At 31.9% G+C, this 13552-nt stretch carries 13 protein-coding genes; 10 read left to right on the forward strand and 3 right to left on the reverse strand.

All coding sequences use genetic code 11. The annotated features are described in order from the left end of the window. Positions 1-52 precede the first annotated feature (52 nt). Together I6I93_RS07985 and I6I93_RS07990 are read left to right on the forward strand one after the other, a co-directional pair. Positions 53-919 (forward strand): S-layer homology domain-containing protein, encoded by an 867-nt coding sequence (locus I6I93_RS07985; protein ID WP_112890108.1) that lies wholly within the window; start codon positions 53-55, stop codon positions 917-919. Between the two features lie 73 nt (positions 920-992). Then, the gene (locus I6I93_RS07990) at positions 993-1343 is read left to right on the forward strand and encodes a hypothetical protein (RefSeq protein WP_070700944.1); all 351 of its coding nucleotides are present in this window, start codon (positions 993-995) and stop codon (positions 1341-1343) included. 57 nt (positions 1344-1400) lie between these two features. Here the strand turns inward: I6I93_RS07990 and I6I93_RS07995 are convergent, their stop codons facing one another. Continuing rightward, a complete protein-coding gene (locus I6I93_RS07995; protein WP_112890109.1) occupies positions 1401-2657 on the reverse strand; it encodes a hemolysin family protein in 1257 nt (418 codons plus the stop codon). A gap of 81 nt (positions 2658-2738) precedes the next feature. Further along, positions 2739-4565 carry a glutamine--fructose-6-phosphate transaminase (isomerizing) gene (gene glmS / locus I6I93_RS08000; protein ID WP_112890110.1) on the reverse strand — a complete coding sequence of 609 codons (1827 nt, stop codon included), beginning with the start codon at positions 4563-4565 and terminating at the stop codon, positions 2739-2741. Positions 4566-4845: 280 nt separating this feature from the next. Between glmS and I6I93_RS08005 the strand changes: the two genes are divergently transcribed. From I6I93_RS08005 to I6I93_RS08040, 8 genes are all read left to right on the forward strand, one after another. Further along, positions 4846-5577 carry an acyl-[acyl-carrier-protein] thioesterase gene (locus tag I6I93_RS08005; protein ID WP_112890111.1) on the forward strand — a complete coding sequence of 244 codons (732 nt, stop codon included), beginning with the start codon at positions 4846-4848 and terminating at the stop codon, positions 5575-5577. Between the two features lie 73 nt (positions 5578-5650). Further along, positions 5651-6400 (forward strand): peptidylprolyl isomerase, encoded by a 750-nt coding sequence (locus I6I93_RS08010; RefSeq protein WP_112890112.1) that lies wholly within the window; start codon positions 5651-5653, stop codon positions 6398-6400. Positions 6401-6407: 7 nt separating this feature from the next. Next, positions 6408-7739 (forward strand): GTP pyrophosphokinase, encoded by a 1332-nt coding sequence (locus I6I93_RS08015; RefSeq protein ID WP_112890113.1) that lies wholly within the window; start codon positions 6408-6410, stop codon positions 7737-7739. A gap of 48 nt (positions 7740-7787) precedes the next feature. Beyond that, complete coding sequence (locus tag I6I93_RS08020) at positions 7788-9242, forward strand: aminoacyl-histidine dipeptidase (RefSeq protein WP_112890114.1); 1455 nt, start codon at positions 7788-7790, stop codon at positions 9240-9242. Positions 9243-9255: 13 nt separating this feature from the next. After that, complete coding sequence (locus tag I6I93_RS08025) at positions 9256-9600, forward strand: DUF1292 domain-containing protein (protein ID WP_112890115.1); 345 nt, start codon at positions 9256-9258, stop codon at positions 9598-9600. A gap of 8 nt (positions 9601-9608) precedes the next feature. Continuing rightward, positions 9609-10517, forward strand: a complete 909-nt coding sequence (locus I6I93_RS08030) for a TIGR01212 family radical SAM protein (RefSeq protein ID WP_112890116.1) — start codon at positions 9609-9611, stop codon at positions 10515-10517. Then, a complete protein-coding gene (locus I6I93_RS08035) occupies positions 10514-10939 on the forward strand; it encodes a hypothetical protein (RefSeq protein ID WP_070700962.1) in 426 nt (141 codons plus the stop codon). Before I6I93_RS08030 ends, I6I93_RS08035 begins: the two co-directional genes overlap by 4 nt. Before the next feature lie 103 nt (positions 10940-11042). After that, positions 11043-11597, forward strand: a complete 555-nt coding sequence (locus I6I93_RS08040) for a DUF6648 family protein (protein WP_070700964.1) — start codon at positions 11043-11045, stop codon at positions 11595-11597. Positions 11598-11719: 122 nt separating this feature from the next. Here I6I93_RS08040 and I6I93_RS08045 read toward each other — a convergent pair whose 3' ends face one another. Next, on the reverse strand, positions 11720-13528 hold the full coding sequence (locus tag I6I93_RS08045; RefSeq protein ID WP_112890117.1) for an alanyl-tRNS synthetase: 1809 nt from the start codon (positions 13526-13528) through the stop codon (positions 11720-11722). Positions 13529-13552: the final 24 nt, after the last annotated feature.

The following is a 13552-nucleotide window of genomic DNA, read 5'->3' on the forward strand; positions in this document are numbered from 1 at the left end:
CTACAAGACTTTTGCCAGGTTTTTTGTTATTATAAATCCTCGAGGTGAAAAAATGAAAAAAATATTTATATTAATGATAATCTTAATTGCAGCACCTTTTTCTGTTTTTGCAGGAAAGGAAGTAGCAATGCCTTTGAATGTTTCTGCAATTAAGGATAAGGAAGTTTATAATTTTGAAATTAAAAATGCCAAGGCTAACGACTTAATAGAAATTGAAGTTAAGAGCGAGGGAAATGAATCCAAGGGATTAGTAAAGAAAAATGTAATCTCAAAAAATAAGAAAAACTTCGTTACTATTAGCCAAAAGGAACTAGACTCAATAGTTGGACCATCAAGTGGTTATGCCTTTAAGCTAAGATTTGTAAACAAGGACAAGTCTTCAGGATTTTCAAATGAACTTCACCTAGGCAAGGCTCCTGTTTTTAGAAATTACAGCAACTGGGCTTACAATGACCTAGCAAGGGCTGAGAATTTAAAACTTTTCTCTCAAGGAGTTGCAGCCAACACTAGGGCAAAGGTAACTAGGGAAGAATTTGCAGAAGTTGCAGTTAAGGCTTACAAGATTAAGTACAAGAGATCTTCTCAAGGATCAGTTAAGCACTTTAAGGACACAGATAACAAGTATGTAAACATGGCCTATGACCTTGGAATTATGAATGGTAAGGGCGACGGAACTTTTTCTCCTAAGGCTCACATGACTAGGGAAGACTATGCTGTAGTTATTGCAAATATTTTTGAATTAAAGAACAATAAAAATGTCAGCATGAAGGACAGCAAAAAAGTTTCAAACTATGCTAAAGAGTCTGTGAACAAGGCACTTAATGCAAAATATTTAAACTTAGATGAAAAGAAAAACTTTAATCCAAAGAAAGAGATGACAAGGGAAGAAGTAATTTCTTCTATAGTACGTCATATTTAATGAAAATTTTACAAAAAGTTTATTTTAATTATAAAATCAAATAATTTATGTTATAATACTTCCAGGTGAGATAATGAAAAAAGTAATTTTTGACATTAGTCCGCTTGGAAGTTTTCAATTTTCTTGTGAGACTTACATAATTTATTACAGGGAAAAATATGGACAAGATATTTTTTTCTACACTAGAAAAGATGGAAAATATTTTAAAGTAGAGGATAGTGAAGAGTTAAGGAATTTAAAGAATAGGGTTATAGTCCACAGAGACCTAGGTCCTGTTGTTGAAATGATTCCTCACGACCTAGACACAAGAGTCTTGCCTCTAGATGAAGAGTTGGAAGAAGATGAAATCCTAATTAGCATTGTTGAGAGATTGGGAGAGGGAGCAAGCTGGAAAAACTCTAACATAAGAGTTGTTGAAGTTTAAAATTAATTGCAGAGAAAAAGAGATTCAATTAAGAATCTCTTATTTTTTTACAAATTTTTATTTTTTAAAATTTTCTGGGAATTCCACAAGAATTTTTTCAATTCTATTTTTTGTCTTTTTAACAATTGTAAACTTTAAGTCGTCAATTTCAATGACTTCATTAAACTTTGGGAAACGGTCAAGCTTTTCAATTATATATCCACCAAGGGAATCAAACTCTTGGCACTCAAGTTCTGTTCCAAAGATTTGATTTACCTCATCGATATTTATCGATGCTTCAATAATATATTTATTGGGACCAACTTGAAGGATCTCTTCGTCTTCTTCTGTGTCATACTCGTCAGAAATTTGTCCCACGATTTTCTCGAAGATATCTTCAAAGGTAATCATGCCTTCAGTACCACCATATTCATCTGTAACTATGGCGACAGATAATTTATTTTGCCTCATTTCAGAGAAAAGTGTTCCTGTAGGCTTGTACTCAAAGGTGAAGAAGGGCTTCTTAAAGAAGGATTTATTTTCTGCCAGGGACTTTGTCTTGTCCATGTGGAAGATGTCCTTTACATTTAAGATACCCACAATGTTGTCCAGATTGTCTTCGTAGACTGGCATTCTTGAATAAGAATATTCAGAAATTTTTTCTATAATCTCCTCAAAGCTTTCTTCAATGTCTATGGCCACTATGTCTGTTCTTGGAGTCATAATGTCTTTTGCGTAGTTGTCCTTAAAGTCAATTACATTTTGAATCATCCTAGACTCGTTCTTATTTATAATCCCTTCTTCCATGCCAAGGTCCATGGCATCGATAAGGTCTTCTTCTGTAATTATTGGTGCCTTATAGTCCTTGTCTTTTATTGCAATTTTTATTATAGATTGGGACAAGAAGTTTATTAGCATTGAAAGAGGCCTCAAGAATATAATTAAAAAATTTAAAAACTTTGCATACTTTGGAACAATTATTTCGTAATTTTTCTTGCCCAAGTTTCGAGGCAGGCTTTCTCCAAAGATAATTATGGCTATTGTAGAAATTATTATTCCCAAGACAAGACCCCAAATTCCAAAAAGTTTGTAAAAGAATAAAGAAGTAAAGATAATTGATAGTGAATTGGAAAAATAGTCCAGGATCAAGGTTGTGGAATAAATATTTTCTTTTTTCACAAGTTTTTTAATCACAGAAATATTTTTTACTTCTAGGTCTTCAAGTCTTGATAATTTTACTGACCCAAGGGCCAGGTAGGCATTTTCTATTAGGGTAAACAAATAGGAAAAATATATTGCCACAAGGGCTAAGATTAGGTATATGTAATAATCCATAAAATTCAACTCCATTTTAAATTTTATACCCAAATAAATAAAATTTAAATAAAAAAGCTGCCCATCGGCAGCCTTTTGATTTTATTCTACAGTTACTGATTTTGCTAAATTTCTAGGTTTGTCTACATCATTGCCAAGTAATACTGAAGTGTAATAAGCAATTAATTGTTCTGGTATGACTGCAAGAAGTGGTGTCAATAAATCAATAGTTTTTGGAATTTCTATCATTTCATCTGAAGAATCTTTTACAAACTCATTGCCTTCTTCTGCAATGGAGATAACTTTTGCTCCACGTGCAATAAGTTCTTGGTTGTTAGACACAGTCTTGTCGAGAATCTTACTATAAAGGGCAACTGATATAACAGGTGTACCTTCTTCTATTAGGGCAATAGAACCGTGTTTAAGCTCGCCAGAAGGGAAGGCTTCTGTATGGATATAAGAAATTTCCTTTAATTTTAGGGCACCTTCTTTTGCTGTAATGTAATCAAGAGATCTACCAGTGTAGAAAATTGATTTAGCACCCTTAATTGAGTCTGCAATTTCTTTAAATTCTTCCTTGTGTTTTAAGATTTCTTCAATTTGTGATGGAAGTTTTTCCATATTTTCTATTATTTCTTTAACTTCAGCTTGAGAAATTTTATTTAACTTAAGGGCAATATCCATTGCCAAGAAGTAAAGTGAAATAACTTGTGTTGTGTAAGCCTTAGTTGAGGCAACAGAAATTTCTGGTCCTGCATAGCAGTAGATAACCTTGTCTGCTTCTCTAGAGATTGAAGAGCCAACAACATTTGTTACAGCTAGAGTTTTTGCACCGATCTTTTTAGCTTCTCTAAGAGCAGCTAGGGTATCAGCAGTTTCTCCTGATTGAGATACAAAGATAACAAGAGATCTGTCATCTAAAAACATATTCTTGTATCTAAATTCTGAAGCAATTTCTGAAATTACAGGAATACCTGCAAGATTTTCAATTGCATACTTGCCAGCTTCACCTGCGTGGAAGGCAGTTCCACAAGCAGTTACATAAATTTTGTCAATATTTTTTAATTCATCAAGGGATAGACTTCCTTCAGCGGGAAGATTTATTTTATAATCCTTGTGTTTAATTGAAATAACTTCTTTAAGGATAGAAGGTTGTTCGTGAATTTCCTTAATAAGGAAGTGGTCGTAGCCTTCTTTTGATGCATCTGATGCAGAAATTTCAACTTCTGTAATTTCTCTTTCAACTTTTTTGTGGTTTTTGTCATAGATTGTGTAAGAATCTTCTCTCATGTCAACTACATCACCGTCTTCAAGATAAATTATCTTATTAGTATGTTCGATTACAGATGTAATATCACTTGCTATGAAGTAACCATCTTCACAGATAGCGAAGAGAAGAGGAGAAGAATTTCTAACAGCAACAAGTCTATTAGGTTCATTTTCATCAATGATTCCAAGACTGTAAGCTCCCTTTAAGATATCAGTTGATTTAAAAACAGCTTCTAAGATGTCTCCATCATACTCTTCTGAGATTAGGTTAGGAATAACTTCTGTATCAGTTTGTGAAAGAAATTCATGTCCCTTTTCTATTAACATCTTTCTAAGTTCTAGATAGTTTTCAACAATTCCGTTGTGAACAACAGATACCTTTTTGTCACTACTTAAGTGGGGGTGGGCGTTAATTTCATTTGGCTCACCGTGAGTTGCCCATCTTGTGTGACCAATACAAACATTTGATGGGTACTTATCAAGGTCAAAGGATTCTTCAAGAGCCTTAATGCGACCCTTCTTCTTAAAAGTTACTAATTTATCATTATTTAAAAAAGAAAGTCCTGCAGAGTCGTAACCCCTGTATTCTAATTTTTTAAGACCTTCCAGTACTAGTTTCGTTGCATTATTTTTTCCAATATATCCAACTATTCCGCACATATTTCTACCTCCAATTTTTTAGAGACTCACTACATTTATTTTGTTATAAAATTACTTTTATTTTTTGTAAAATGTTTAGGCTGTGAAACCTTTGAGGCATCCGCCGATAATCGATAACCTCATACCTCGTCAGCCACTAGGGCTCAGGCGCTTCAAAAATTTTTGTCTCTTTCAGTAAATTTTACCATAAGGGTTATTTAAAGTAAACTTATTAAGCTTGTGACGCTTATAAGACCAAGGTTGAGCTAAGAATTATGTTAAAATAAATTTGGAGGTAAGAATGAAAATTTTTTGTAAAGAATATGAAGTCATGGATTTCTTATCAAGTCAAAGTGAATTAAAACTTAATCACCTCGTGAGTTACTTAATAGAAACTTCAAATTACCAGTCAATTGATCTTGGCTTAGAAAATGAAAAGTTATTGGACATGGGTTACACTTGGATGATTTATAAGTGGAAGATAAAAGTAAAAAGATACCCAAGAAGTCACGAGAAAATAAAAATTAAAACTTGGGCAAGTGGTTTTAGAAATATAAATGCCTTTCGTGAGTTTGAAATTTATTGTGGAGGAGAAAAAATTCTTGAAGCTTCAGCAATATTTTTGTTAATTGATCTTGAAAATAGGAAGCCCATTAAGATTCCTGAAGAAATTGCAGAAGTATATGGGTCTAATGACAATAGGATTTTCAAAAGGATAAAGAGGATTAACGAGCCAGAGGATTTTGAGAGATTAGATAGATTTTCTTATAAAATTTTAAATCGTGACTTGGACTTTAACGACCATGTAAATAATTCTGTATATCTTGAATTGATTTATGAAGCTATGGACAAAGACTTGTCACACATAAAATTTAAGGAAATAAGTGTGAATTATATTAATGAATTAAAATTAGGTGATGAGATAATAATTGATTCTTACAAGGAAGAGGATAGGTTTTATTTCTTCTTCAAAAGCAAAGATCAAGGTCAAATTTATGCAAGGATTTGTGCCCTCTCACAAAGCTCCAATTAGTTGAAAAATATATTTTCAAATGTTAACATAACAATAGAAAAGACAACACTAGAAAGAAATTACGGAGGAAATAATGGATAAAGATAAAATATTAGCAGAAGTAAATGGTAAAAAAATTACAGGAGTGGACTACAATCTTTTTATTGATTCACTTAACCCACAACTAAAACAATATTTTGGTGGAGATGAATTAAATAAGGATGTTGTAAATGAATTAGTTTACCAAGCTCTTTTATATGAAGATGCAATGGAAAAAGGCATGGACAAGGAAGATGAATTCCTTCAAGTTGTAGAAAAAACTAAGGAAAGCATGCTAAAGACTTATGCCCTAGGTAAGCTTCTTGCTACTGCTGAAGTTAAGGACGAAGACGTAAAAAAATTCTACGAAGAAAACAAGGATGCCTTCAAACAACCTGAATCAGCTGATGCTTCTCACATCCTAGTGGAAGAAGAAGACAAGGCAAGAGAAATTTATGAAAAAATCCAAAAAGGCGAAGACTTTGAAGAACTAGCTAAAGAATTTTCAACTTGCCCATCAAAGGAAAAGGGTGGAAACCTTGGAACTTTCACTAAGGGACAAATGGTAAAAGAATTTGAAGATGCAGTTTTTGAAAACGAAGTTGGAACTATTACAGAACCTGTTAAGACTCAATTTGGTTATCACATTATTAAAATCAACGAAAAGAACGATGCAAAGGAACTTGCTTTTGACGAAGTAAAAGACAAAATTGTGGAACAAGTTAGAAGACAAAAAGAACAAGAACTTTACAACGAAAAGATCACAGAATTAAAAGATAAATACGAAGTGAAAATGAACATCTAGGTGAATTATGAAACTTGAGCTTTTTAATTACATCGATGATGTAATGGATCTTTTTGATTACCATAAAATTGAACTTGCTGGAGTTAATAAAGAGCTTAAAAAGTATTTTACTGAACTATTAATAGATGATGATAGACTTACCAATATCACAACAAGGATGAAAACTCAGGAATCCTTACGTGAAAAACTCATTAGGAGAAATTTTTTCATGAGGTTTCCTGATCCTGTTAGTGGATTTAATTACATTCAAGATTTAGTTGGCATTAGAATTGAGTGTCGTTTTATCAAGGACGAGGAGGACCTTTATAAAAAAATTATTAAGGACTTCACTATAAAATCAGACAGGGGTTATTATAGGTCTAATAAAAACAGGAAGATTAGACTTAAGTTAGATGACCCCCAACCTCAAACTCTTGCAAATGGTTTCACAATGTTTAAGTTAGATGGGGAGTATGACACAGGGTCTTACATCTACCGTTTTGAACTTCAGATAAAGTCTTTTGTAAATGTATTTTGGGGAGAAATTGACCACAAGCTACTTTACAAAAATTATAACTATATAATCACAGAAGGATTCTTTAGGGAAATTATGAATTCCATTAATGATAACCTAAAGATGATTGACAAGCAGCTTATGATACTTTACGACCATGTAAAGAAACAGGACGCTTCAGAGACAATTTCTGCAGAGTCTCAACTAAAGAAACTTTTGTCAAAGATTCTTCATGATGTTTTCACTACAAAAATTCATGAAGAGTTGGGAATATATTTAAACATAAAAATTATAACAGATGTAGTTGTAGATTTTCTATTTATGAAGTCCTCTAGGAATAAAGACCTAAGTTATGGAGAAAATTTCATAAATTTAATTAACAAGGTGAACTCTGTCTCTGGAAATGAAATGGACTTTGAAGAATACATTGTATTTAAGAATAAGCCAAGATATTATGACAACTTTTCTAAGGGACTAATAGAAGTTTTTAGCAAGGTGTTGAACAGTGATCTTGATTGGAATATTTTCTTTAAAATTTTACAGAGATTGTTACAAGAATCCTACAGCGATATATTAACTGAATTTATTATTTTTGTTAGATATGAGTACACTTGTGAACTAAGAAAACTTTGCGAAGACAAGGAACTTTCAAAAGAGAAGTCTCAAGAATTTGAAAAGGAAGTTTTATCTATGGTTTTAGAGGAGTTTAAAAAGACGCCTTCTCTTGAATTTTTAATGGATAAATCTCTAAATAAGTATAGGAATGTACTTTGTGAAATGGAAAAGTCCGAAACTAAATCAAGGAGCAGAATGCTTAAAATATTTAAAGATAATTATACTTTTTAAACTGTAAATCTAAATGTTTCTTATGTATAATAGACCTAGGAGGTTTAAATGAAAGACAAAGATACCTTATTAGAGAACAGAACATTTTATTATTTTGATAAATTGACAAAAATTCCAAGATGTTCCTTTGAAGAAGAAAAAATAAGAGATTATTTAATTTCTTTTGCAAAAGATCATGGTTTGGAATATAGAACTGATACTATTGGAAACGTTGTAATAATTAAGGAAGCAACAAAGGGCTATGAAGATGTGGACAGCATAATCTTACAAGGCCACATGGACATGGTTTGTGAAAAAACTCCAGAATGTACAATTGATTTTTCAAAAGATCCAATAAAATACGAGATAGATGGAGACTTAATTATTGCTCGTGAGACAACACTTGGTGCTGACAATGGTATTGCTGTTGCAATGACACTTGCTGTATTAGAGTCAGATGAATATAAGCATCCAAAGATTGAAGCACTTTTCACTGTCAATGAAGAAAGTGGAATGACTGGTGCAGGAAATCTTGAAAAGGGAATGGTTACATCTAAGAGACTTTTAAACATTGACTCTGAAACTGAGGGAGTTGGATGTATCTCTTGTGCAGGAGCAGAAAGAGATCTTATAAAACTTAAAAAAGATTTTAAAGATGTAGATAAAGATAAAACTTTCTATGAAGTTATAGTCAATGGATTAAAAGGCGGACACTCTGGACAAGAAATCCAAGTTGGACTTGGAAATGCAGTTAAACTTTTAGGTAGGAGCCTTTACAGTCTCTTCAAAAAAGTTGATGCAGACCTAATTGAAATAGAAGGTGGAGCAAAGCCTAATGCTATTCCTAGGTATGCAAGAGCTCTTGTGGCAGTAAATAATGAAGACATAAAAGAAATTCAAGACCTAATAGTTGAACTCAATGCCCAATTTGTGGGTGAACTTGGAAAAGTTGATCCTGATGTTAGACTTAACTTTGAAAAGTCAAAGGAAACATGTGACAAGGCCTTTACAGATGATTTAAAAGACAGAATTGTTAATCTTCTAAACCTTTTACCAAATGGTGTTATTGCAATGATCAAGAATATCGAAGGCTTAGTAGAAACATCTGTAAACGTTGGGGTAATTGAAAATCATGAAGATGAAGTTCATATTATTTCAAATATAAGATCTTCTGTATCTTCTGCTAAGGAATATATTGGAAGTGTAAATAAAATTGCTGCAAAAACTTTTGGAGCAGAAGTAGAAATTATAACAAAATATCCTGCATGGGAATATAAAGAACATTCACCACTTAGAGAAGTAGCTAAAGAAGCTTACAAAGAAGTAAGTGGAAAGGAATTTAAGCTTGAAGCAATTCACGCTGGACTTGAATGTGGAATTTTTGTTGAAACAATTGGAGACATCGATATGCTTTCTATTGGACCAAATATGAAGGGAGTTCACGCACCAGGCGAACACCTTTCTATTTCATCAACTGAAAGAGTATTTGATTTCTTAATAAAGATATTAGAAAAATTAAAATAAATTTGGAGGAAATATGAATAACGAAGAAAAAAACCTACACCAACACGACGAAGACTGTGGATGCGACTGTGGTTGTGAACATGATCACGATTATGAAGAAGGCTATCAAACTATCACTCTTACATTAGAAGACGATAGTGAAATGGTATGTATAGTTATTGGAATCTTTGAATGTGAAGATCAAGAATACATTGCTCTTCTTCCTGAAAATGAAGAAGATGGAGAAGATGTATTTATCTACAAGTACAAGGAAATCAACGAAGAAGAAGTTGAACTTGATACTATTGAAACTGAAGAAGAGTTTGAAAAAGTTTCAAAGACTTTCGAAGAAATTTTTGCTGACGAAGAGGAAGAATAATTTTCTATATGGCATATAGAAAATACTCAGACTTTTTAAAAGACAAGTTTGGTGAAAAAGTATATAAGCTTCCAGTCAAACTTGATTTAACTTGTCCCAATAGGGACGGGACTTGTGGTAGAGGTGGATGTATTTTTTGTGGTGAAGAAGGTGGATCTTTCGAAAATAGTGAAGGAAGTGTCCAAGAACAACTTCTAAAAAATATGGACCACATAAGAAAGAAATACAAGGCTAAAAAATTTATAGCTTATTTTCAAAATTTCACCAACACCTACATGCCCTTTGAAGACTTTAAGAGAGTAATTGAGGAGTCACTTATTGAAGATGTTGTTGGGGTTAGTATATCTACTAGGCCCGACTATCTTCCTACGAGGCACCTTGACTATTTAGAAGAACTTAATAAGAATTACTTTGTAACTCTTGAAATTGGTCTTCAAACTGCAAACTATCATAGCTTGGAGATTTTAAATAGGGGACATGGTCTTGCTGAATTTATTGATGCAGCCATTAAACTTAAAAGTAGAAATTTAAATATTTGTACCCACATGATTATTGGTCTCCCTTGGGATGACGATTTAGATATTGTGGAAGGTGCAAAGATATTAAATGCCCTTGGAGTTGATGAAGTGAAGCTTCACGCTCTTTATATCTTAAAAGGCACAGCTCTTGGCAAGATGTATGAAGAGGGAGAAATAACTCCTATTCCTTTAGAAGACTACAAGAAAAAAGTTATACTCTTTTTAAGAAATCTTAAAGATGATATAATAGTTGAAAGAATAATTGGAAGAGCACCTTATGAAGATTCTCTCTTCTGCAATTGGAATACTTCCTGGTGGAAAATTAGAGACGACATTGTTAATGAGATGCAAGAAAACGGATACACCCAAGGTGATCTAGTGAAAGGAGAATTACTATGATAAAGTATATTTTAGGAAGCAAAGGCTCTGGAAAAACAAGATGGTTAATTGACAACGCCAATGAAGATATGAAACAAGGCGATGGAAATATAGCTTTTGTAGAAGTTGATGACGACCACATTTTTAGTCTTGATTATAATGTAAGACTTATCAATGCTACTGAATACAGATTAAATTCAATTGACAGCTTCTACGGTTTTATCTGTGGACTTCTTGCAATGGATTATGACTTACACAAGATTTATGTTGATGGAATTTATAAGGTTCTTAAACTTAATGTTGAAGACTTAGAACACCTTTACAACAAGGTTGCTAAAATTCCTGATGCTGCAAATAAAGAAATTTTTATTAACGTTGATTATTTAAAAGAAGACATGCCTGAATCTTTAAAGGATAAATGTCTAGAAGTTACTGGTAAATAAGGTGTTATAAGTGGATAGAAAAACAATGGTTAGAATTATTGCGATTCTCCTAGTTATTGCTATGGTAATCCCAATAGTTCTTAGTGTGATTTAATGGTGCTCCGTGGAGTTTAGGAAAAAAAGAGGAGTATTTGAAGATTTTTTGGAACACAGGTCTTATCTCATAGGCCAATATACTAATGGAGATCTTACAAAAAAAGAATTTTTGCAAAAAAACTTTGATTATTTTGCCTTAAGAAATGCAAGACCTTATATAAAGGTGGACTCTTATGAAAAGGGAATGTTTAATTACCAATACTACAATGTAATGGCCAAGTACTACAGGTCTCTTTCTAAGGAAGTTAGAAATACAAAAAAACATTCAAAATACTACAATTATTATTTAAACTTAACAAATAAATACTACGAACTTAAGGATAAGTCTGTCTTAAATATTTTAAAGATACAAGACTTTAGGAACACTAAGGCCTATTATATTAAGTGTCAATCCAAGGCTCTTAGAAATGAGCTATACGAAATAGTATTGGAAGACAAAAAAGAAGCGATCTTTCACTCAAAGGCCGATTGGCTTCTAAAGGTTCTTCAAGAAGAAAATATTTTTGACGACAAGATGAAGACATCCATTATAGATCACTATATAAATGAAAAATATTATTAAATCAAAAGACTGAAAAAGAATTTTCTCTTTCAGTCTTTTTTGTTTGTCTAAAATTTTAAAATTTAATTATTTGATTTATTAAAAAAATGCCAACTAAAAATAGTTGGCATATAAGATAAATTTTATTTTGCTTCTCGTCTTATTTCAATTAAGAAAGATTCCATAATTCTTGTTAAATCTTCTTCTTTACACTGGATATCAAGGGTATACATATTGCCTGTTCCAGTGTAATCAAAATGATCTTTTAATTTTTCAAAGACTTTCTTGAGGTCAAAGTTTAGGTTTTGTGACCTAAGTATTAAGATTTTTGATTTTGGTCCATTCTTTAAGCCATAAATTTGTATAAAGTTATCTTCTTTTAGGATGTAGTTTGAAATCTCACGTAATTCCTTTAGGTTTACATCTTGAAGTAGTTTATAAATATAATTTAAGCCAGAAAATTCTGTAGAGAAGTTTTTAAAACTTTCTACTGCTTGATAGAAAAGTATAGATTTTTCTTCTTCATCTTTTTTCTTTAATTCAAGTAGAGAATGTTCTTTTTTATTTTGGGAAATTGACTTATTTTCTTCTTTATCCTTGTCAATTGAAGTTTTTTCTTTATTAGAAGTCTTAAACTTATTTAAGTCCTTAAAGGCTTCAAGCTTATATTTATCGTGGAAAAACTTTGCATCATACTTTTCTTCATTTTTATTTTGAGAATTCGATTTGTTCTCTTCTTTATCCTTGTCACTTGCGGATTGTTCTTTGTTAGACTTATTAAACTTGTTTAAGTCCTTAAAGGCTTCAAGCTTATATTTATCGTGGAAAAATTTTGCATCATACTTTTCTTCATTTTTATTTTGAGAATTCGATTTGTTTTCTTCTTTATCCTTGTCACTTGAAGATTGTTCTTTGTTAGACTTATTAAACTTGTTTAAGTCCTTAAAGGCTTCAAGCTTATATTTTTCATGGAAAAATTTTGCATCATATTTTTCTTTTTTGTTTAGAATTTTTGATTCTTTATTTTGTAAAATTTCTTCATTATTTGTGACTTTATTTTTATTTTCAAATCCTATCTCTTGATTCTTATCTTTAGAATCTTTAACTTCCATAGGTGAAGAATTTTTTTGGTCATTTGATTTTATCTTGGAATCTTCAGAAAGATTTGAAGATTTTTCGTTCTTCTCTTCTTCTTTGTCTATTTCGAAATCCTTATTAAGGCTTCTTGATGAAGAAATATTAGATCTTAATTTTTTAACATCAGAGAAGACTGAGTTAATGCTGTCGCTATTGAGATACATCTTCATATTATCTAGGATGTTTAAAGAATTACGAGCCAGCTTATAGGCATTTTCTCCTGATGTAATTGTAAGTCTAATCACTGAATTTAACTTTTCAACAGAAGAAATTAAAATCATTCCAATTTCCCCGGTCCTAGTTAAAGCTGGTCCTTCATAGGGAATGTCCGCAAGTCTTTCAATGGATATGTGGTCATCAAAATTTTCGATGGCAAGATTAGAAAAGACTGCATAGTTTGCAAGAGACTCAATATTTTTTGCTGTCATGAACTTAAAGTCTTTTGCGGATACGTCGATGTAGGATGAAGAGTTTTCAACCTTGTAGTTAATAATTTCTATGTTAGTGTTTGTAACAAGAAAATGTCTAACTAGGGCGTTGCCAAGATTTTCCTGCATAAGAAGGAGCCTGTTTTTCCAGCCAATTTCAACTTCAACATTTTTAGTATCCTCATCAATCCTAAAATAGGACTTGTTGCCTGATAGAAATTCTGCTTCTTCTCCATTTATTATTATTTGGTCAGCTACAACTCTCTCATTTCCCACAAAGAAAGGAGGGTTTTCAAGCTTTCCATAAGTAATGCCGTCTCGATTTATTTTATTAATTATTTCTAATTTATATTTTGTTTTGTAAGGGTTTTTGTAAATTGAATTCATAATTACCTCCTCTAATATATTATC

It is taken from the genome of Peptoniphilus harei, from assembly GCF_016726485.1.
GTDB classification, from domain to species: domain Bacteria; phylum Bacillota; class Clostridia; order Tissierellales; family Peptoniphilaceae; genus Peptoniphilus_A; species Peptoniphilus_A harei.